Genomic DNA, 21497 nt, shown 5'->3' with positions numbered 1-21497 from the left:
GGTTTCTTTTTGTATTCCACCAGCAAAAAAACGGGGCTGTCTCTCAGGTCATTTTATGACCCTTTTGAGACAGCCCCTTTCGTGCTTTTTGTACATAAGTCCTGGTGGCGGATGGTCCGGGCTCTTCGTCCGTCTACCGGCGCAGACTGGAAGGTGTCTGTCCGCGGAACTGCCGGAAGACGCGGTTAAAAGTGCGCACATTCGTGAATCCGCATTCCAGCGCAATGTCGGTTAAGGTCCGGTTCGTATGAAGAATGAGCTCTTCGGCCTTGTTCACCCGAATATGATTGAGATAGGACACGAAGCTCAGACCGGTGGCGTTCTTGAAGAAGCGCGAGAAATGGAACCGGCTCATTCCCGCTTCCCGGGCCGCCTCGTCCAGCGTGACGGGAGCGGAATAATGCTTCTCCAAATAATCAAGCGCTCCCTGCATCGCCGTAAGTCCCGTTCCCAGCCGCCGGTCCCTGCCGGGCTCCGCCGGCTTGCTTCCGATGCTGCGAAGAATCAGACCGCACAATTCATACAGCAGGCCGGTAATCAGCAGCTCATAATGCGGGGGCCGCTCTTCGGCTTCAAGCTTCATGCGCGTTATCCGGTCATGGGCGGCGGCCGACAGCAGGGCTTCCGGGCTCTCCGGCGGCTTGCCGCTGCTCTCCACAAATGGCGACGACAGGCGAACCTCCTGCGGCCAGCCGCCCGGATACCCGATTAGCCGCGGATTGAACACAATAATGAGGATCGTCGATTCGAGTCCCCGGCTGTCGTAGTAATGGATATCTCCGCTGCAGCTGATCGCCATGTCTCCCTGGCGGAGCAGCCGGCTCTCCGAATTGACCCCTGCCCGGATGGAGCCCTCCGCCACATACATGAACTCCAGGTCGTTATGCCAGTGAGCGAGAAAGCTGAAGTTGCGCAGCAGCATCGGCGTGAACGGCAGAGTGGAATTATAGGATCGATTCTCGTGATAGGCTTTCATAAGCTGGATAATAGCAAAAAATGACCGGTCTCGCAACTGAATTGGCGAGCCGCATGAGCTCCTGACCGCCTACAATAAGAGTGTAACGGCGGAAGGCCGGACAGACCGACAACCGGGAAGGAGCAAGACAAATGACCAAGAGAGCATTAATCGTAAGAGGCGGATGGGACGGGCATGAGCCGGTGCAGGTATCCGAAATTTTTGCCGGACTGCTTCGCTCCGAAGGCTTTGAAACCGAGATATCCGATACGCTCGACAGCTTCCGGGACGAAGAGAAGCTGATGGACCTCGATCTGATCGTCCCCATCTGGACGATGGGCGAAATAGCGGAGGAGCAGCTGCGGCCGGTGCTCAAGGCCGTGGAGTCGGGCGTAGGAATCGCCGGCTGTCATGGAGGGATGTGCGATTCCTTCCGTACCAGCGTGGATTGGCAATTTATGACCGGTTCCCAGTGGGTAGCCCACCCGTTCAACGACGGGGTGGAATATGAAGTGAATGTGGTCCGTAACGGTTCCAGCCCGATTGTGGAAGGAATCGGAGATTTCAGAGTGGTCTCGGAGCAGTACTACCTGCATGTGGACCCCTGCGTCAATGTGTTGGCAACGACGACTTTTGCCGTCAGCGAAGGGCCGCACTCGGCCAACGGAGCCATCACCATGCCGGTCGTCTACACGAAGAAATGGGGACAGGGGCGGGTGTTCTACAACTCGCTTGGACACCATGCCGATATCTTCGACATTCCCGAAGCGAAGGAGCTGATGCGCCGCGGATTCCTCTGGGCGGCGGGAGAGGGGAGGAAGCAGGCATGAACAAGATCCGGATCGGCGTTATCGGCTGCGGCAACATCAGCGGGATCTATTTCGAGAATCTGACGAAGCTGTTTTTGCATACGGAGGTGTATGCCTGTGCCGACAGAAACTGCGAGCGGGCGGAAGCTGCGGCGCAGGAATACGGTATCCCGAATGTGTGGAGTACGGAAGAACTGCTGGGTTCGGAGGAGATCCAAATTGTTCTCAACCTGACCACCCCGGAAGGACACTTCGAGATCTGCCGGCAGGCGCTGCTTCAGGGCAAGCATGTCTATGTAGAGAAGCCGCTCTCGCTCACGCCCCAGGAGGGACGCGAGCTGGTGGATTTGGCCCGGGAGCGGGGACTTATGCTGGGCTGCGCCCCTGACACCTTCCTTGGAGCCGGCCTGCAGACGTGCCGCAAGCTGATCGACGACGGTTTCATCGGGGAGCCGGTGGCGGCGACCGCCTTTATGGTCTGCCACGGGCATGAGAGCTGGCATCCGGCCCCGGCTTTTTATTATCAAAAGGGCGGCGGTCCGATGTTCGACATGGGGCCTTACTATTTGACCGCGCTTGTCTCGCTGCTGGGCCCGGTCCGCACAGTATGCGGCATGGCCCGGACTTCTTTTGCCGAACGGACCATTACCAGCGAGCCGAAATTCGGAGAGCGCATTCAGGTGGAGGTGCCGACGCATGTCGCCGGGACCTTGGAGTTCGCTTCCGGTCCAATAGCGACGATGATTACCAGCTTCGACGTCTGGGACAGCACGCTTCCGCGGATTGAAATCTACGGGTCCCGGGGAACGCTGATCGTTCCCGATCCCAATACCTTCGGCGGTCCGGTTCTGTTCAAGCCGGCGGGGGGAGCGGAGTTCAAGGAAATCCCGCTGCTGTTCGGCTACAGCGACAACAGCCGCGGCCTTGGGATTGCCGATATGGCGGAATGCGTGCTCCGGGGCGGCAAGCCCAGAGCAAGCGGCGAGCTGGCAGACCATGTGCTGGAAATTATGCAGGCCTTCCACACCAGCTCGGATACGAAGCGGTATGCAGAGCTTGAGACCTCCTGCGAGCGGCCGGAGCCGCTGGCAATGGGGCTGGTGCGGGGCGTTTTAAGATAGCAGCGAATCCCAGGATTATGGTATAATCCGCAGCAAATGGTTTATTACCGGAGGGATCACGTTGAAGCCTGTTGCGGAATTTCACAATGCGCATATTATTCTGGATATGCCTTCGCCTGCCGCTGAGGAAATCAAGCGAATCAGAGAGCGGCTGCGGGATGAATTCCGCGCATCGCTTCCCGTAGAAATCACCTTGGCGGGCTCCAGCGGAATCGGAGTGCTGGAGCCCGGCCAGGACCCGGGCGAAGTATTCTCGATCCTGGATGCTATCGGAGCGGAGACAGCGCCGATTACGGGCGCATTCGGCAGCGTTCTGCGGTTTCCGGGTACGGATATTTTTGTGTTCACCTTGAAGGAGGAAGGCCCGTTCCGTCTGCTGCATCAGCGGATTGCCGATTCAGGACTCCGGTTTCAACAGATTCCTTTTCCCTATACGCCTCACTGCACGTTGTCCAGCCGCTCGCCCGTGTCCGAATCGAAGGCGGAGGAGATCTACAGACTCCAAGTTCCGGGAGAGTTCATTCTGGATACCCTGTCTGTCGTTTCCATGTATGTGGATGAAGCGGGTCAGGCGCGGGTGCCAGTGCTGCATCAGGTTCGGTTAGCCGGAGCGGCGGTGTGAGCGTCATCCCGCCGCTCTAATCGCAACCCCTACACAAAGACATCGCCTTCCGGCTAACCGGAAGGCGATGTCTTTGTGACGATTTGGAACTAAATAACTCCTGGAAATAACGAAATCGAGACGACAGGATTTGAACCTGCGACCTCTTGCTCCCGAAGCAAGCGCTCTACCAAGCTGAGCCACGTCTCGTTGTTAAATTCGGTTGTATATCGCCCGAACAATAGTTGATTATACGCTCATGAGATTTGTTTGTAAAGTGTGATTTTGGGCATCCGGGCCGGCCGGTTCAAGGGCACCCGGACGCGCCCTGCGGATTGACAGCGGGCGGGGGCAGTGGATATACTTGTACTGTTATAAGGAACAATATAGCGCAAATGCGATGATGAAAAGAAGTACGCCGGCCGCAAGGCTTGACCAGAGAACGGATTCCCCGACGGCCCGCCGCCGGGAGCTGGAAGAATCCGCGGGACCGGGACGGCGGAAAGCTGCTTTCGGAGCGCGGGTTTAAAGCCCGCCGGGTTGCCCCGTTACCGGCTGAAGCAAGGCGATCGCCTGCACAGGAGCTTGACCGCAATGCCCGAGAGGGCAGGGCCGATAAGCACCGTGGCGATAACCAGGGTGGTACCGCGATAACAATCGTCCCTGATCCATTGGATCAGGGGCGTTTTTTATGGTTACTCAAGTTATAAAGAGACAGGAGTGTTCCCATTATGAAGAAGGCAAGTGAGATCCGGTCGAAGTGGCTGGAGTTTTTTGCAAGCAAGGGCCACAAGATCGAACCGAGCGCTTCGCTCGTGCCGCACAACGATCCGTCGCTGCTGTGGATCAATGCGGGCATGGCGCCGCTCAAGCAGTATTTTGACGGCCGGGTGAAACCGGAGAATCCGCGGATCGCGAACTCGCAGAAATGTATCCGCACCAACGACATCGAGAACGTCGGCAAGACGCGCCGGCACCATACGTTCTTTGAAATGCTCGGCAACTTCTCGATTGGAGACTACTTCAAAGAAGAAGCGATTACATGGGCATGGGAATTCCTGACCGGCAAGCAGTGGATCGGCTTTGATCCCGAGCGTCTGTCGGTAACGGTCTATCCCGAGGATGAGGAAGCGTTCAAGCTGTGGAATGAGAAGATCGGTCTTCCCGCAGAGCGCATCATCAAGCTGGAGGATAACTTCTGGGATATCGGCGAAGGCCCGTGCGGACCGTGCACCGAGATTTTCTACGACCGCGGGGAAGCCTACGGCAGCGACATGTCCGACCCCGAGATGTATCCGGGCGGCGAGAACGAGCGCTATCTGGAAGTATGGAACCTGGTGTTCTCCCAGTTCAACCACAACAAGGACGGCAGCTATACGCCGCTTCCGAATAAGAACATTGATACCGGGGCGGGTCTGGAGCGTCTGACCTCGATCCTGCAAGATGTCGATTCCAACTTCGACACCGACCTGTTCCAGCCGATTATCCAGGCCACCTGCCGTCTGGCGGGAGTCGAGTACAAAGTGAACAACGATCAGGACGTGGCGCTCAAGGTCATTGCCGACCATATCCGCACGGTGACCTTTGCGGTGGGCGACGGCGTGCTGCCGTCCAACGAAGGACGCGGCTATATTATCCGCCGTCTGCTTCGCCGCGCGGTCCGCTACGGGAAGACGCTGGGTCTGGACAAGCCGTTCCTGTACAAGCTGACCAGCGTGGTCGGCGACGTAATGGGCGTCTACTACCCGAATATCGTGGAGAACCGCGATTATATTGCCAAAATCATCCGCACCGAAGAGGAGCGCTTCCATGAAACGCTGTCCGACGGCCTGGCCATCCTCGCCGAGATCAGCGCGAAGGCCAAGGAGAACGGACAGGCGCTCATCGCCGGCGCGGACGCGTTCAAGCTGTACGACACGTACGGATTTCCGTTCGACCTGACGGAAGACTTTGCCGCCGAGCAGGGTCTGGGCGTGGACCGCGAGGGCTTCGATGCCGCGATGCAGGAGCAGCGCGACCGGGCCAGAGCGGCGCGCCAGGATACGGGCAGCATGAAGGTGCAGGGCGGGGTTCTGTCCGACCTGACGGAAGCCAGCGAGTTCGTAGGCTATGACACGCTCACAGCCGAGACGAAGGTCGCTGCCATAATCGTTGGCGACGAACTCGTAGAGTCGGCTCCGGAAGGCACGGAAGCCCAGGTTATTCTGGCCTCCACCCCGTTCTATGCCGAGAGCGGCGGCCAGGTCAGCGACCGGGGCGTCCTCACCGGAAACGGCGTGACCGCGCGGGTGAACGGATTGTTCAAGGCGCCGCGCGGCCAGCATGTCCATCTGCTGACGGTGGAGTCCGGCTCCCTGCGGGTCGGCGATTCTGTAACCGCCGAGGTCAGCGCCAAGGAGCGCGGGGACATCGTCAAGAACCATACGGCTACGCATCTGCTGCATAAGGCGCTGAAGGAAACGCTCGGCGGCCATGTCAACCAGGCGGGTTCCCTGGTTGAAGGAGCGCGGCTGCGCTTTGACTTCTCGCATTTCGGCGCCATTACACCGGAAGAGCTGACGGAGATCGAGCGCCGCGTCAACGAGCAGATCTGGCGCGGAATTGACGTGGTGACCCTGAGCAAGCCGATTGACGAAGCCAGAGCGATGGGCGCCATGGCGCTGTTCGGCGAGAAATACGGCGATGTGGTCCGCGTCGTTCAGGTCGGCGACTACTCGCTGGAGCTGTGCGGCGGCTGTCATGTGCGGAACACGGCACAGATCGGCATCTTCAAGCTGGTGAGCGAGAGCGGGATCGGCTCCGGCGTCCGCCGGATCGAGGCCGTTACCGGCCGCTATGCCTATGAGTTCGTCGAGACCCAGCTCGACCTGCTGAAGCAGGCCGCCGGCCTGTTGAAGTCGTCGCTGGACGGCGTGCCGAAGCGGATCGAAGGACTGCACGCCCAAGTGCGCGAGCTGTCCCGCGAGAACGAGTCGCTGCAGTCGAAGCTGAGCGCCTCGGCGGCGGCCGAGCTGACGAGCAGCGTGAAGACCGTGGGCAGCGGCGTGCAGCTGCTGGCCGCCGAAGTTCAGGCGGGCAGCATGGACGCGCTGCGTTCGATGGCAGATGAGCTGAAGACGAAGCTGCCGACGGCAGTCATTGCGCTCGGCGCGCCGATGGACGACAAGGTGAGCTTTGTCGTTGCGGTGCCGCAGGCGTTGGTGAAGCAGGGCTTCCACGCCGGCAAGCTCGTCAAGGAGATCGCCGCCGTGTGCGGCGGCGGCGGCGGCGGCCGGCCGGATATGGCCCAGGCCGGCGGCAAGGACGCGTCCAAGCTCGGCGAAGCGCTCGCTAAGGCGGAAGAGCTGGTCTCCGCCCAGGCCTAGAGCGGATCGCCAGGGAACCGCATGAAGGCGGCGCCGGGGAACCGGCAGCCGCCAAGCACCGGTCTAAGCCGGCGCCGGATGAAGGTCCGGCGCCGGTTTTTTTGGTTCCGGGAAGCGGGTCCGCTGCCCGGAACGGCCGGCGGAACCAGCCGAAAAGCGCGGTTTTTGTGATTTTTGTCGGGAAATTGTCCATTTGGGAGAGCAGGATTTTCTTGTCGGGCCATGAATATGTTATGATGAAACAGTAACAATAGACTTGGGCTGCGCAAAGTGGAAGAGGCCTCTCTTCCGGCAGTTTGCACAGAAGGAAGGTGTCACAGATGGACTCCATGGACAAAACGGTCAAGTTTAACGTGAAGGGCGACGAGAAAGAAGCTTCTCCCCGGGAAATTCTGCTCACGGTCTACGATTCGCTGGTCGAGAAGGAGTATAATCCGATCAACCAGATCGTAGGCTATCTGCTGTCCGGTGACCCGGCCTACATTCCGCGCCACAACAATGCGAGAAGTTTGGTCCGGAGGAAAGAACGTGACGAGCTGATTGAAGAGCTGGTCCGGTTCTATCTAGCCAATCAACAGGCGGACAAAGTCACATGAGGAAACTCGGTCTGGATTACGGTGACCGCAGAATTGGTGTTGCCGTAAGCGATGTCTTCGGCTGGACGGCCCAAGGGGTGAATACCATTGAGCGCCGCCGGGACGGCAGCGAGATGGATGTCATCCGAAGTCTGGTCAAGGAGTATGAGATCAGCGAGATTGTGGTCGGCCTGCCCAAGAATATGAACGGCACTGTAGGCCCGCGCGGCGAGATCTGCATCGAATTTGCCGATACGCTGCGGGAGATGCTGAACCTGCCCGTGCACCTTTGGGATGAACGTCTGACGACAGTATCCGCCGAGCGGATACTGATCGAGGGAGACGTCAGCCGGAAGAAGCGGAAGGGGGTCGTGGACAAGATGGCCGCGGCTCTGATTCTGCAGAATTATTTGGATGCTAACAGTACAAGGTGAGAGGGTGCGCGCATATGACAAACGAGCAGATTGGCATGGAAGAAGAACCGGAAATTATTTATATTCCCGACGACGAGGGCAATGAAGAGGAATTCGAAGTCATCATGAAGTTTGAAGTGGACGGTTCCGATGCCAAGTACATGATGGTGGTGCCGCTCGACTCCGAAGAGGATGACGCCGACGAGGTCTACGCGTTCCGCTATGAGGAAGACGGCGACGACCTGCAGCTCTTCATGATTGAGGACGACGAAGAGTGGGCGATTGTGGAAGAGACCTTCAACACGCTGGTCGAAGAGCTGGATGGAGGCGCGCAGCGATGACCTCTTTTACCCCGGACAATGTGAAGTGGACGAACCGGCTGAAGGAAGCCTTCGGCGAGACGGTCGAGCTGGAGGATGAGCAGGGCGTCTCCTCCATTTACCGGATTGCGGCGGAGTTCGAGGTGGAAGGTCAGGGCTATGTGGTTCTCCAGGGCGAAGGCAAGGATGAAGAACCGGATGTTCTGAAGTTCTCCCTGTCGCCCGGCGGGATTCCGGAGCTGGAGACCATCGACGACGACGATGAATGGGAAGAAGTCTCGGAGCTGTACGACGAGCTGACTTTCCCCGAAGAGGAAGACGGGATCTAGCGGTTGCTTCGGTCTCGGCTGTCGCTACCTGAGGGATGGCCGCGCAGGAGCCGGCCCGGATTCGGCAGGAAGGAGGGCGGAGGAATCCGCGCTCCTTTTGTTCGTCCGGCTGCAAAAAAACCTTGAATTTAAGGTAATCCAATTCTATAGTTATAATGTTCGGAAAGCGAGGAGACCGTGTGAAGTCCGTTGTCCGTATTGCGCTGGTGCTGGTTCTGCTGTTTGTTTTGGCAGCCGGCGGCGGCGCCTATTATATCTGGAACGGCATGAAGCCGGTGAAGCCGGCGGGGCCGGCCGTTACCTTCGAGGTGCGGAAGGGAATGGGGAGCGCCGAAATTGCCGATCTGCTGGAAGAGAAGGGCCTGATCCGCAATGCGCTGCTGTTCAAAGGCTATCTGAAATATACCGGCGAGGGGGGCAGCTTCCAGGCGGGCACTTACCGGGCTGCGCCCGGAGCGACCTACGATGAATGGATCGCCCGGCTGAATGCTGGCGACGTCGAGAAGAAGGAGACGGTTACGGTCACCATTCCCGAGGGCTATACGGCCGAGCAGATTGCCGCGAAGCTGGCGGAGGCCTGGGGGATGGATGCCGCCGCTTTTCTGAAGGTGATGAATTCGGGCGCGGGCCTTGAAGAGACGGCGGCCCTGAAGATCCCGGAGAATGGGAAGCTGCGCCACCGGCTGGAAGGCTATCTGTTCCCGGCGACCTATGAGACGGTCAAGGAGAATGCGACGCCTTCGTCGATTATTGCTTCCATGATGGAGGAGCTTCGGGGCAAGCTGGATCAGATTCCGGATCTGGACCGGAAGCTGCAGGAACGCAACATTTCGCTGCATGAGCTACTGACGGTCGCTTCGCTCGTCGAGCGCGAGGTGGTGGCCGACAGCGAACGTCCGCTTGTGGCGGGCGTGATCTACAACCGCCTGAACAAAGGACAGAAGCTTGAGATCGACGCGACGGTGCAGTATGCGCTGCCCGAGCAGAAGGAGCGGCTGCTGTACAAGGATCTGGAGATTGACAGTCCGTACAACACGTACCGGAATGAAGGACTGCCGCCCGGGCCGATCTGCAGCCCGGGCCTGAAATCCATCGAAGCGGCGTTGTCGCCGGAAGCTTCGGATTATTATTTTTATGTCACGAAGAAGGACGGGTCCCGGACGCATCTGTTCGCGAAGACGTATAAGGAGCACCTGGCCAATATTGAGAGAAGCAAACAGACCTCGCCCTGAAGGGGAGAGGACAGGAGGAGACTTACAATGAACAGACTGCCGGAGCTGCTGGCGACGCCGGGTTCCCTCGAGGAAGCGTCGCTGCTGCTGGACGCGGGAGCCGATGCGCTGCTGATCGGGGACGAACGGTTCGGAATGCGGCTCTCGGGGAATTTCACCCTGGAGGAGACGAAGGAGGTTGTCCGGCTGGCGCATGAACGCGGCGCCAAGGTCTACGTCAGCATGACGGGACTGATGCCCAACCGGCTGCTGGACGAACTGCCCGGATATGTCCGGAGCATTGCGGAGATGGGCGTGGACGGAGCCGAATTCGGCGATCCTTCGGTGCTGGCCGCCGTGCGTGCCGAAGCGCCGGGTCTTCGCCTGCACTGGAACGCCGAGATGACTTCCACCAACTATGCCACCGCCAACTACTGGGGACGCAAAGGCGCTGTGCGCGCTGTGCTGGCCCGGGAGCTGAATATGGATGAGATCACGGAAATGATTCCGAACCTTCAGGTGGAAGCCCAGGTTCAGGTGCACGGCATGACGAATATTTACCACTCGAAGCGGATGCTGGTGGACAGCTATATGAATCATCAGGGACGCCCGCATGCCAAGGGCCAGAACGGCCTGGAGCGGGGGTTGTTCCTCGTGGAGGCCGAGCGGCCGAACGAGAAATTCCCGATATACGAAGATTTGAACGGTACGCATATTATGAGCTCGGACGATATCTGCATTCTGGAGGATCTGCATCTCATGATGCAAGCCGGTGTGCACAGCTTCAAGGTCGAGGGGCTGCTGAAGCCGCCTGCCTACAACGCCGCGGCTGTCCGGGCTTACCGGAAGGCCATCGACGCCTTCGGAGCGGACCCGGAAGGCTACAGTTACCGCGAGGATTGGCTCGACGAAGTGCGCGGCCTGCAGGACCCGGAGCGGGAACTGACCTTCGGTTTTTATTATAAGGAACAGGTATATTGATCATGGAGGAGAGAATACAGGTGAGTACAATAGAGAAGCCCAAGTGGCGCGGCAAGCGTTACCGCTTGGACAAGCCGGAGCTTCTCGCTCCGGCGGGCAATCTGGAGAAGCTGAAGTTCGCCGTGCATTACGGGGCGGATGCGGTCTACATCGGCGGGCAGAAATACGGCCTGCGGTCGAACGCCGACAATTTCAGCTTCGAGGAAATGCGCGAAGGCGTAGAGTTCGCCAAGAAATACGGCGCGAAAGTGTTCGTGGCGACCAATATTTATGCGCATAACGAAGATATCGCAGGTATTGAAGAATACTTGCGTCAATTATACGAAGCCGGCATCGCGGCAGTCATCGTGGCCGACCCGGCGATTGTCGAGGTGGCGCTGCGGGCGGTCCCGGGGCTCGAGGTGCACTTAAGCACCCAGCAGTCGACGCTGAACTGGCAGGCCGTCTCGTTCTGGAAGGAAGAGGGCCTGCCCCGCGTCGTTCTCGGCCGGGAGACCAGTCTCGAAGAGATTGCCGAGATCAAGAATCATGTCGACATCGAGATTGAAGCGTTCATCCACGGCGCGATGTGTTCGTCCTACTCGGGACGCTGCGTGCTGTCGAATCACTTCACCGACCGCGACTCCAACCGGGGGGGCTGCTGTCAGTCCTGCCGCTGGAAGTATGATCTGTTCGAAGAGGCCCGCCCCGAGGGAGAATGGGTCTCCGAGGAGGACCAGTCGGCCCGGACGCCGCAGCCGCTGTTCGTTGCCGAGGACAACCCGTTCACGATGGGCTCCAAGGACCTGTGCATGCTGGAGCAGATTCCCGATCTGATCGAAGTCGGCATCGACAGCTTCAAGATCGAGGGACGGATGAAGTCGATTCATTATGTGGCAACGGTGGTGAACGCCTACCGCAAAGCCATAGACGCCTACATGGCCGATCCCGAGAACTATGTTATGAAGCCGGAATGGATGCAGGAACTGAACAAGGCGGCCAACCGTCCGCTGAATACCGGGTTCTTCTATGACACGCCGGACCATGAAGACCATATTTATGAGCCGGAGGAAAAAGCGGCGCCCTACGACTTCGCGGGACTCGTCCTGGAATACGATCCGGAAAGCGGCACCGCGCTGATCCAGCAGCGCAACCACTTCAAGCCCGGCCAGGAGATCGAGTTCTTCGGCCCTGACCTGGAGCCCTTCCGGCAGACAGTGGGCGAATTAACGGATGAAGAGGGGAATCCGCTGGATGCGGCCCGCCATCCGCTGCAGAAGATTCGCATGAAGGTGGACCGCCCGGTCGCCTACTTCGATATGATGCGCAAAAAAAGATAAGAAGCTTGTCCTGCAGTCCACCCGCCCTTCCTCCGGAAGGAGCGGGTTTTTTCTCTATTTCCTTCCGATTTTCTTTACGGTTTTGTGTCAAAAGGCGTAAAGAAAAACAGGACTTTGGGCATAGTTTTTTAACGTTTTACTAAAAAAAGTGGCCCGATGTGCCGATATATAATTATAACGCTTTCAATGGCTATATTATATATTATAGGGCAGGTGACTGTTGTGGGGGTTCAACGAGACAACAAAAGGGAATCGCGTAAACAGCGTAAAGGGAAGTCGGCTCACCCGCTAAGGGATAATGAGGTGAACCCGGTCCGGGCGATCGACCCGAAGACAACCGGAGAGAATGCAGACAACCGGATGCCCGGGAAGGGCGGCGCAGTCAGAAGAGTGCTGGATGGATCGATCCGGCAAGCCAGACGGGCCAACCCGGTGAAGTCGGTGGGGGTCAAGCTGTTTCTCATCTTTTTGTGTTCGATCGTCGTCGTTGTGCTGCTGCTGGGCGTCATTTCCTATGACAAAGCCAAGAATACGATCAAGGCCAATGTTTCGGAAGCCAACCGCCAGACGATTGTACAGACATCCGAGAAGCTGGATATTATGTTGAACCTGTACGAGAAACTTGCGCTCCAGATCTTTTTCGATCCTCAGGTTCAGGAGAAACTGACGGCGCTCCGCAATTCTGCAACGGCGTATGACCAGTTCGTCGCCATTGACGCCATCGAGAAGAAATTGGTGACTCAGACGACCTCGGATAAAATGATTGTCGGAATATCCATTATTCCGGAAGATACGAAATTCCCCGTTATGAGCGGCGGCGCCAGCAAGCTTCTTAAGGAAGATCCGCGGGATGCCGAATGGTTCAAGAATCTCCAGACCAAGGTGAAGGATTACAAGCCTGTATTCCGCGAGGATTTCAAGAACCCGTATTACTGGTTCCCGGCCAGCGCGGCCGAGAAGGGAAACACCAGCATTGCCATGATGCGCTCGCTGAAGAATACAGCCGATGCTGCCAATTATACCGTTCTGTTCGAACTGAACAACACGCTCTTTGAAGATTCGTTCAAGAGCGTCTCCCTCGGCGACGGATCGCGGATTCAGCTCGTGTCCGGCGACGGAACTGTCGTGGCTTCCAATGTTCCGGAAGAAGATGCGCAGGTCTCCAAGTTCACGTTCATTGCCGGAAGCAAGGCCGACAATGCGAGCAGGGAAGAGAAGGATCCGAAGGGCAACAGCGTGCTGGCGGTATTTAACCCGCTGCAGAAGGCAGACTGGAAGCTGGCCGGTACCGTGCCGCTGAAGCAGCTGGTTGAACCGGCCAAGCCGATCCTGCAGACGACCTTTATCGCCGCCGGAGCCGCCGCTCTGCTGGCTGCTCTGCTCGGCTTCTGGATGGTCCGCATGATTGCCAGACCGCTTGCCCGGCTGAAGGATCTAATGATTGAAGGAGCGAAGGGCGACCTTCGGGTCCGTACGGAGTATGTCTCCCGGGATGAGATCGGCCAGTTGTCCGCTTCTTTCAACGAGATGATGGGACGGATTACAGAGCTCGTCTCCCAGACGAATGAAACGGCCAAAGACGTGCTGGAGACGGCCGGCGAATTGGCTGGCGCTTCCCGCAAGACCGCAAGCTCGGCGAAGGAAATCGCGGTTGCTACGGAAGAAATCGCCGGAGGCGCAGGCAGCCTGGCACTGGAAGCCGAGCGGGGCAATGAATTGACCGATTTGATTACCCGCCAGATGAATGCCGTCATTGCGGCCAATCATGAAATGGATGGGGCTGCCCGCGAAGTCGGCGAATCCAGCGTCAAGGGTGTGACCCAGCTCGAGGAGCTGTTCGGCAAGACCGGCCGGACCGGCGAAGAGATTCAGGCGCTTGCCGTGAAGATGGATCATCTGAAGAGCACCGCTTCCTCGGTCATGAAGGTGCTGGATGTCATGAAGAACATTACGCAGCAGACGAATATTCTCTCCCTGAATGCAACGATCGAGGCGGCACGGGCAGGCGAAGCCGGCCGCGGCTTCATGGTGGTGGCCGACGAAATCCGCGGTCTGGCCGACCAGTCGAAGAAGTCGATTGCGCTTGTTGCCGAAATTACCGACAACATCATGAACGAGATGAACGCAACGCTGGCCGTTCTGGACAATGTGAAGCCGCAGTTCGAGAGCCAGATGTCCTCTGTCAAGAACACGAGCGAGCTGTTCGTATCGGTGCAGAACCAGATGGAGAACTTTATCGAAAGCCTCGGCCTCGTAACCGAGTCCATCGGTTCCCTCAGCCAGTCGCAGACGGTACTGTCGGAATCCATGAGCAACGTCAGCGCGGTAGCGGAGCAGTCTTCCGCGACATCGGAAGAAGTCGCCTCGCTCAGCAACGAGCAGCAGAGCATCAGCGATCAGCTCGTGGCGCTGTCCACGAAGCTCGAGAGCGTGTCCGGGCAGCTGAAGGACAAGCTCTCCCTGTTCAAAGTCTAAACGAATGTCCCGGCTCAAGGAGCCGGGCGGATGACCAATTCAGCCGTCTCTTCCCAGGAAGAGGCGGCTTTGCTTTTGAGAAGAAGGAAGATTATAGCAGGAGAACGCGGCCGCCTCTATTGTTAGTAAAAAGTTAGTGATATAATAAGGGGGTATATTCATAATTGTTAGGGGATAAGGTGGAGATTCCGTCGATGGCCAAGAAGGTTACCATGCAAAAAATCGCCGATCATCTGGGCGTATCCAAGTTTGTTGTATCCAAAGCCCTGTCCGGCAAAGGCGGTGTCAACGAGGCGACCCGGGAACGGGTCATTCAGGCGGCGTCCCAGCTCGGTTATTTTACCCAGAAGAACAGCTACCTGCAGCCTGTCGTCCGTGCCGCTTCCGTCTCACCGGAGGATCGCAGCCGGCAGTCGGTGCTGGTGCTGATGCCCAATATTCGTTCGCAGACCCAGGACTCCGTCTATTGGGGAAGAATTATCGACGGCATCGCGCTGGCGCTGGACGCGGAAGGCGTGGGAATGGTCATTATTTCCGAGCAGCGCCCGGAACATTTCGCCCATGTCCTGAATCCGAACGGCATTCTGGGTCTGATCGGCGTCGGGCAGATTTCAACCTCGATGCTGCTTGAGGTGCGGCGCATCGGGGTGCCGATGGTGCTGATCGATCATGAAGACCCGCTAATTCCGAGCGATACGGTGTTCGTCGGCAACGTAGACGCCATGGGGCGCCTGACGAACCATCTGATCGGGATCGGGCACCGGTCGCTTCATTTTATCGGCAACATCCGGTATTCGCGAAGCTTCCGCGACCGCTGGATCGGATTTCGCAGCGCGCTGGAGGAGAACGGCATTCAACCTCAGGATCAGAATGATCCGATGCTCCTGATGGAGAGCGGAGAAGAGGGGATCTTCGGGGAATCCTTCCAGCAATGGGCGAAGGAACGGATCGAGTCGGGTACGATGCCGACCGCGCTTGTCTGCGCCAACGATATGATCGCCCTGGGCGTCGGCGGCGTCCTGAGAGAGCTGGGATGGTCGATTCCGGAGAAGACTGCGGTAACCGGCTTTGACAACATTGACGACGCTTTCCGCGCTGTTCCGCCGCTGACTACGGTGCACGTTCCGAAGGAAGCGATGGGGCGGGCAGCGGTGGACAAGCTGCTGAACCGCATTCAGGGGCCGGCGGCTCCGCTGATGAAGCTGCTGATCTCGGCCGATGTGGTGCACCGCGATTCAGCCGGGGCTCCCGGAACAGAGGATCAGGACTAAGCCGAGCGGGAGTTAAATGGTTATGCGGACAACTAGAAGAAGAGGCCGTCACTTGGACGGCCTCTTCTTCTGTGTGCGATGATGCGATTCGTGGGGCGTTCCGGGCAGTTAGCCCTGCAGATTGCGTTCGATCAGTTCCAGACGCTGCTGGACGGAGGCGTAGGAGCGCAGCGCGTCCTCCGGCGTGTTCAGGCAGTAGTCGAGCATTTGGTCGACGGTCGTTGTCGCGACATGGACGCGGGTATCGGAGGAAGCGTAGTAGATGTAGATCTTGCCGTCCTCAGTTGCGACCATGCCGTTGCAGAAGACAACGTTGGACACGTCGCCGACGCGTTCTTCGCCTTCAGGGGCGATGAAGTGTCCGCCCGGACGGTGCGTGACGCGGTAAGGCTCTTCCAGATCGGAGAGGAAGGCGTACAGCACGTAACGCAGTCCCGCTGCCGTTCCGCGCACGCCGTGAGCGATATGCAGCCATCCCTTTGGCGTCTTGATCGGGGCCGGGCCCTGGCCGTTCTTGACTTCTTTGATGGTATGGTAATGACGTTCGTCGATGATGATTTCTTTCTCGATCACCGCATTCTCGATGCTCTCCGACAGTCCCCAGCCGATACCGCCGCCGGAACCGGCGTCGATGAATCCGTCCTGCGGACGGGTGTAGAAGGCGTATTTGCCGTCCACGAATTCAGGGTGAAGAACCACATTGCGCTGCTGGGCGGAAGGGGACTTCAGGTCAGCGAGACGTTCCCAGGTCTTCAGATCGCGCGTCCGGGCGATACCGCACTGGGCCACTGCGCTGGACAGATCGCCGGGAGCGGCGTCAGGGTCTTTGCGCTCGGTGCAGAAGAGGCCGTAGATCCAGCCGTCCTCGTGTCGGACCAGACGCATATCATAGACATTGGTATCCGGCTCTTCGGTCTCGGGCAGTACGACCGGACGGTCCCAGAAGCGGAATCCGTCGATTCCGTTGTCGCTCTCGGCGACAGCGAAGAAGGATTTGCGGTCCACGCCTTCGACGCGGGCTACGAGATAGAACTTGCCGTCGAGCTCGATGGCGCCGGGATTGAACACGCCGTTCACGCCAAGACGCTCCTCGAAATAAGGATTGCGCTCGGGGTCAAAATCATAGCGCCATACAAGCGGAGCATGCTCCGCTGTCAGCAGCGGGTAGCGGTAGCGGTCGTAGATGCCGTTGCCGTAAGGGACTTTCTCGTTCTTGCGGGTGATCAGCGCTTCATAGCGCTCGGTCAGCTGCTGTCTGCGTTCTTCAAATACAGGGGTCATGGTTTATTGCTCCTTTGAATGGGTTTGGGATTCCAGACGCTCGATCATTTCCAGGCAGGCGCGGCTGTTGTGATAAGGGCATTTCCAGGCGCTCACCTTGGGTTCATTCCACAGCGGAAGGCGGGCTTCATCGACGCCCCAGTGCCATTCGCCTTGTTCATGGTCGACAACATAGCGGTCAATGAAGCTCCAGGCAGCGCGTGCGGCTTCTTCAAAGCGGGGTTCGCCGGTCAGCTGGTAGGCGTTGTAGAAGCCTACGACCGCTTCGGCCTGCGGCCACCAGTCCTTGTCGCGGCCAAGCAGCCCGCCGGGACCGGCTTCGTTCCAGATGCCGCCGTCTTCGTCGATGCCTTCGGCCAGCGTGGCTTCGGCCATCGAGATGGCGACCGACCGCACCCGGTTAAGCAGTTCTTCGTCTCCGAGCACTTCGGCTGCCTCGGCCAGCAGCCAGCTTCCCTCGATGTCATGTCCGTAGGAGACGTGGTCGGACTTGACGTTCCAGGCTTCGTCGAAGAACAGGAGGAAGTGACGGCCGTCCGGAGTCACAATCTGATCGAGCATGGTCGTAATCAGCTCGGCCAGCCGGGAGCGGAGCTCTTCGGGCTTCCAGACGCGGTAGAGGGCGGTATAGGCTTCAAGCACGTGCAGATGCGTGTTCATGGACTTTTTCTCGTTAAGGTCCTTGTCGCTCAGCGTCAGATTGTCGGTGCTCTCCCATTCACGGGACAGCGCTTCAATGTAGCCGCCGTAGACCGGATCGTACCCGTGCTTCTCCATCAGCCGGAACAGCTCGGTTGCAAGCTCCAGCGCATCGGCAGAGCCGGTGGCGCGGTTGTATTCCGACAGCGCGTATACCGCGAAGGCTTGGCCGTAGACCTGCTTCTTGGTCTGGGACGGATTCCCGTCTGCATCGACCATCCAGTAGAGTCCACCGTATTCCGAGTCGATAAAATGCTGCCGGAGGTAGTCCAGCGCCCGGTCCGCCATCTTCAAATAGGCAGGATCGCCGTAGAGGCGGTAGGCGCTGGAGAAGGTCCAGAGAATGCGGGCATTCAGCACCAGGCTCTTCTCGGCCGAGGGATTGACATTCATCCGGCTGTCGATTTCGCCGACAAAACCGCCGCGGGCGTCATCGAGGGTATGCCGAATCCAGAAATCGAGAATATTATCCTTGAGTTCATGGTGAAGCTGGGTCAGCCAGTCTTCGGTTAGGGTTGCCATAATCGGAGATTCACTTCCTTATTCAGATTGAAGTTTGTGCGGTGTAAAAATCCTTGACGACGCCGGCGGCTTCCTTGCCGTACATGCAGTAATCCCGGTTGTCCGCAGCGTGCTGGCGGTCGTACAGCCGTGCCGGCCAATCCCAGAGCATGAAACCGTGAATCCATTTCTTTGGACGGCATGCTTCGAACATCGCCCGGTAATAGCGGGCCTGCTCCGCTTCGTTAGGCTGTCCGTTCAGCGTCCAGTCATTCGGAATGGCGGCGCTGCCGCTGCGGCTCGGGCATCCCGCTTCCATGAAGAAGAAAGGCTTGCCTTCGCGTTCCACCACGGCCTGGATGCGGTCCAGCTGCTCTTCCCAGTCGTGCTCCGGATAATAGCCGCTCGAAGAAATAACATCAACGGCATCCCACCAGGTCACATTGTCCTCCTGGTACTTGTCGCAGTTGTAGGTAATCGTTCCGGAGTAGACCTTGCGGATTTCGGCAATCAGCGCCCGCCATTCCTCTGCGCGGCGGTCCGCTTGGACCGTCTCGCAGCCGATGCAGAGCAGATCGCAGCCCGTCCGTTCAGCCAGTTCTGCGTAATGGAGCATGAAGGCGGTATAAGAGGCGAACCATTCGCTCCATTTGGGTTCACACGGGACGTCTTTGTCGAAGAAATTGATATGCGCTCTCCAGGTTCCGTCTGCACAGTTGACAATCGGTTTCAGGCAGACTTGGAGTCCAAGCGATCTGGCGGACGAAATCGCCCATTCAATCTCTTCGTCGGTAACCGTAGGAGCTTCCCGGAACCGGATCTCCGTCGTATGAGCCGTGTCCTGCAAAGCGCCGAAAGCGATTGCAATCCAGGTGGCGCCGGTTTCTTCCTTCATAAGGCGCATGGACTCCAGCGCAGATTCATTGCCCCAGGTGCCGCGTCTTCCCATGGCTCCCCAGGTAACACCTGCGATGTAAGCAGAAGGCCAAGTCATGATGGATTCCTCGTTTCCTTAGAGTATAGGCCGTTCTTTGTTATAATGTTATTTTCTTTTTGTTAGTTATGAATAACAAGACACTTTATTTATAACTCTTTTCCAGCTTGATTTCAAGAATAAAAAGAAAAATAATCAATAGAAGGATCAATGAAAAACGCGGTATATATGAAAGAAATGCTTTTTACTAACAAAACAATAACAATAATATAAAAAACACGAAGAAAAAGTGATGAAACCCCTCGTATTTTCGGTAAAAAGCGTCTATAATAAAGATATGGGTTGATTGAATGCGTTTGCAACTCGATTTATGTTAGCAAGTTTATAATAACTTTTTCGATAATTGACCCTAACTTTAGCCTATGGAGGGAACCCACAATGACAGAGGTTCGCATTATTGGAGGAGCGCTGCCGAACATTCCTTGGGAAGAGAAGCCGGAAGGACATGTGAAGCCGCTCTGGAGACACAGCAGCAATCCCGTAATCAAACGCAATCCCGCCAAGGACATCGCCCGAATCTTTAACAGCGCGGTTGCTCCTTATGAAGGCCGTTATATCGGCGTATTCCGCACCGAGACCGACACTACGCGTCCGCATCTGCGCCTGGGACACAGCCAAGACGGACTGGACTGGAAGATTGAAGAGAGCCCGATCCAGTTCCAGGACGAAGCCGGCAACCCGTACCAGCCCCGCTATGCTTATGACCCGCGACTGGTCAAAGTCGAAGATACGTACTACATCATCTGGTGCACCGATTTCTACGGCGCCGCCATCGGCGTTGCCAAGACCCAGGATTTCAAGACATTCACAGCGCTGGAGAACCCGTTCCTGCCGTTCAACCGCAACGGCGTGCTGTTCCCGCGCAAGATCAACGGCAACTTCGTGATGCTGTCCCGTCCAAGCGACAGCGGCCATACTCCGTTCGGAGATGTGTTTCTGAGCGAAAGCCCGGACTTCGTATACTGGGGCAAGCACCGCCATGTGATGAGCAAAGGCGGCGAAGGCTGGTGGCAGAACGTCAAGATCGGCGGCGGTCCTGCTCCAATTGAGACCTCCGAAGGCTGGCTCATGTTCTATCACGGCGTAACCGGCACCTGCAACGGCTTCGTCTACAGCATGGGCGCCGTTATTCTCGATCTGGAGGAGCCGTCCAAGGTGAAGTACCGGTCCCGCAACTTCGTGCTCACTCCGGAAGAATGGTACGAGGAGAGAGGCTTCGTTCCGAATGTCGTCTTCCCTTGCGCCACTCTGCAGGACGCCGATACCGGCCGGATCGCCATCTATTACGGCGCGGCCGATACGTATGTCGGCGTAGCCTACACGACGGTTCAGGATATCGTGCAGTATGTGAAGGACACCCATGAGGAAGTCGCGGACGACGCCGGAATCGGCCGGCTGTAAGCGCAGCGGATAGAAGCAGGACAAGCCGGGCAGCCGGGGGATGATCCCCGGGCTGCCCGGCTTTTTTAAGAGGATTAAGATCCCGTATGAATCTCGCCTGCCCGGTTAATATCCCGTTAAAATCAGAGCAAAGGCGAGATTTCGGCCGATAAACGGGAAGATAACCGGAGAATGCGCGGTTAGGAGGGACATTCTCTCCCAGACGGTGCATAGCTGCGGAATAGAGGCGGCAGCCGCTTTTTACAAGCCTGCCCGCGTCCTTGTATGATTCGGTCTAAACGGACAGCGAGGAGGAATTTGTCATCATGGATCGGGGCGCCATAGCCGGGATTGAACTTTTTGCCTTTCGTTCCAGACCTTCATTTAGCCGCCTGGCGCCTAGCCCGGGGCACGGGTACGTCGTGCTGAGGCTGTCTGCGCACGGTTATACGGGCTGCGGAGAATGCGCCGTTCCTTTGAACGGACAGGCGCTGGATCTGATCAAGTGGGGAAGCTTCCTGAAGGAACTCCGTCTCTCCACCCCGGAGGAAGCCTTCGCCCTGCTGATGACAGGAGAACGGGAATGGTCGCCCTGCCAGCGGCAGGCGCTTCAATCCGCCCTGTCCGGCTGGGTACTGGCCCGGAGCGCGGATCTGCTGACGGCTGTAAGCAGCGGCTCCGTCCGGAGCGGGGCGTCCGGCTCCAAGGGCGATCGGGACCGCCCGGAGCTCTGCGCTCTTGCAGCGCTTATCGAAGAATCCGAATCCTATTATTCCATCCTCTGAACAAAGACAAGCTCCTCTCCCCGGCCAGAATCTGATTCTGCACGCGGGAGGGGAGCTTGCTTTCTTGCGGTGTGCGGCGGCCTGCTTCAGGCCGCGCTTGCTGCCGCGCATG

Annotated in this window: 19 protein-coding genes and 1 tRNA gene; 15 read left to right on the top strand and 5 right to left on the bottom strand. The window is 58.0% G+C overall.

Translation table 11 applies throughout. From position 1 onward, the window contains the following. Positions 1–133: 133 nt before the first annotated feature. The gene (locus tag RBI05_RS18445) at positions 134–976 is read right to left on the bottom strand and encodes an AraC family transcriptional regulator (protein WP_150457714.1); all 843 of its coding nucleotides are present in this window, start codon (positions 974–976) and stop codon (positions 134–136) included. A gap of 131 nt (positions 977–1107) precedes the next feature. Here RBI05_RS18445 and RBI05_RS18440 point away from each other — a divergent pair, with 131 nt between their 5' ends. The 3 genes from RBI05_RS18440 to RBI05_RS18430 all read left to right on the top strand — a co-directional run bounded on the left by RBI05_RS18440 (position 1108) and on the right by RBI05_RS18430 (position 3507). Then, positions 1108–1785: a ThuA domain-containing protein gene (locus RBI05_RS18440; RefSeq protein ID WP_310552105.1), complete on the top strand. Its 678-nt coding sequence runs from the start codon at positions 1108–1110 to the stop codon at positions 1783–1785. Continuing rightward, positions 1782–2885: a Gfo/Idh/MocA family protein gene (locus RBI05_RS18435; protein ID WP_310552104.1), complete on the top strand. Its 1104-nt coding sequence runs from the start codon at positions 1782–1784 to the stop codon at positions 2883–2885. The genes RBI05_RS18440 and RBI05_RS18435 overlap by 4 nt, the downstream gene beginning before the upstream one ends. A 61-nt stretch (positions 2886–2946) precedes the next feature. Next, entirely contained in the window at positions 2947–3507 is a 561-nt protein-coding gene (locus RBI05_RS18430; RefSeq protein ID WP_310552103.1) for a 2'-5' RNA ligase family protein, read from the top strand. A 115-nt stretch (positions 3508–3622) separates the two neighbouring features. On the opposite strand, the gene RBI05_RS18425 is transcribed toward RBI05_RS18430, so the two are convergent. Beyond that, a tRNA-Pro gene (locus tag RBI05_RS18425) sits at positions 3623–3696 on the bottom strand. Positions 3697–4217: 521 nt separating this feature from the next. Here RBI05_RS18425 and alaS point away from each other — a divergent pair. From alaS to RBI05_RS18375, 10 genes are all read left to right on the top strand, one after another. Further along, entirely contained in the window at positions 4218–6851 is a 2634-nt protein-coding gene (gene alaS, locus RBI05_RS18420; protein ID WP_310552102.1) for an alanine--tRNA ligase, read from the top strand. Positions 6852–7171: 320 nt separating this feature from the next. Next, on the top strand, positions 7172–7447 hold the full coding sequence (locus RBI05_RS18415) for an IreB family regulatory phosphoprotein (protein WP_150457709.1): 276 nt from the start codon (positions 7172–7174) through the stop codon (positions 7445–7447). Further along, entirely contained in the window at positions 7444–7860 is a 417-nt protein-coding gene (gene ruvX / locus RBI05_RS18410; protein ID WP_150457708.1) for a Holliday junction resolvase RuvX, read from the top strand. Before RBI05_RS18415 ends, ruvX begins: the two co-directional genes overlap by 4 nt. A 14-nt stretch (positions 7861–7874) precedes the next feature. After that, entirely contained in the window at positions 7875–8180 is a 306-nt protein-coding gene (locus tag RBI05_RS18405; RefSeq protein ID WP_150457707.1) for a DUF1292 domain-containing protein, read from the top strand. Beyond that, a complete protein-coding gene (locus RBI05_RS18400) occupies positions 8177–8488 on the top strand; it encodes a DUF1292 domain-containing protein (RefSeq protein ID WP_150457706.1) in 312 nt (103 codons plus the stop codon). Before RBI05_RS18405 ends, RBI05_RS18400 begins: the two co-directional genes overlap by 4 nt. Positions 8489–8667: 179 nt before the next feature. Beyond that, entirely contained in the window at positions 8668–9720 is a 1053-nt protein-coding gene (gene mltG / locus RBI05_RS18395) for an endolytic transglycosylase MltG (protein WP_310552101.1), read from the top strand. A 27-nt stretch (positions 9721–9747) separates the two neighbouring features. Further along, positions 9748–10680, top strand: coding sequence for a peptidase U32 family protein (locus RBI05_RS18390; protein ID WP_310552100.1), 933 nt, complete (start codon positions 9748–9750; stop codon positions 10678–10680). A 20-nt stretch (positions 10681–10700) separates the two neighbouring features. Beyond that, positions 10701–11999 carry a peptidase U32 family protein gene (locus RBI05_RS18385; RefSeq protein WP_310552099.1) on the top strand — a complete coding sequence of 433 codons (1299 nt, stop codon included), beginning with the start codon at positions 10701–10703 and terminating at the stop codon, positions 11997–11999. A gap of 303 nt (positions 12000–12302) precedes the next feature. Further along, positions 12303–14474, top strand: coding sequence for a methyl-accepting chemotaxis protein (locus RBI05_RS18380; protein ID WP_310552098.1), 2172 nt, complete (start codon positions 12303–12305; stop codon positions 14472–14474). A 194-nt stretch (positions 14475–14668) separates the two neighbouring features. Then, positions 14669–15745: a LacI family DNA-binding transcriptional regulator gene (locus RBI05_RS18375; RefSeq protein ID WP_310552106.1), complete on the top strand. Its 1077-nt coding sequence runs from the start codon at positions 14669–14671 to the stop codon at positions 15743–15745. A 108-nt stretch (positions 15746–15853) separates the two neighbouring features. Here RBI05_RS18375 and RBI05_RS18370 read toward each other — a convergent pair whose 3' ends face one another. From RBI05_RS18370 to RBI05_RS18360, 3 genes are read right to left on the bottom strand one after another with little or no spacing between them, the layout of a single operon-like run. Beyond that, positions 15854–17026: a glycoside hydrolase family 130 protein gene (locus tag RBI05_RS18370; RefSeq protein WP_310552097.1), complete on the bottom strand. Its 1173-nt coding sequence runs from the start codon at positions 17024–17026 to the stop codon at positions 15854–15856. 3 nt (positions 17027–17029) lie between these two features. Next, positions 17030–18247, bottom strand: a complete 1218-nt coding sequence (locus RBI05_RS18365) for an AGE family epimerase/isomerase (protein ID WP_310552096.1) — start codon at positions 18245–18247, stop codon at positions 17030–17032. 22 nt (positions 18248–18269) lie between these two features. Beyond that, the gene (locus tag RBI05_RS18360) at positions 18270–19220 is read right to left on the bottom strand and encodes a glycoside hydrolase family 113 (RefSeq protein ID WP_310552095.1); all 951 of its coding nucleotides are present in this window, start codon (positions 19218–19220) and stop codon (positions 18270–18272) included. A gap of 378 nt (positions 19221–19598) precedes the next feature. Here RBI05_RS18360 and RBI05_RS18355 point away from each other — a divergent pair, with 378 nt between their 5' ends. Both RBI05_RS18355 and RBI05_RS18350 read left to right on the top strand, forming a co-directional pair. Continuing rightward, entirely contained in the window at positions 19599–20621 is a 1023-nt protein-coding gene (locus tag RBI05_RS18355; protein WP_150457698.1) for a glycoside hydrolase family 130 protein, read from the top strand. Positions 20622–20926: 305 nt separating this feature from the next. Next, positions 20927–21385, top strand: coding sequence for a hypothetical protein (locus RBI05_RS18350; protein WP_310552094.1), 459 nt, complete (start codon positions 20927–20929; stop codon positions 21383–21385). The last annotated feature ends 112 nt before the right edge of the window (positions 21386–21497 follow it).

The sequence above is a fragment of the Paenibacillus glufosinatiresistens genome, from assembly GCF_031470375.1.
GTDB classification, from domain to species: domain Bacteria; phylum Bacillota; class Bacilli; order Paenibacillales; family Paenibacillaceae; genus Paenibacillus_AQ; species Paenibacillus_AQ glufosinatiresistens.
The sequence above is the reverse complement of the archived record's forward strand: the minus strand, read 5'-3'. Positions and strand labels throughout refer to the sequence as shown.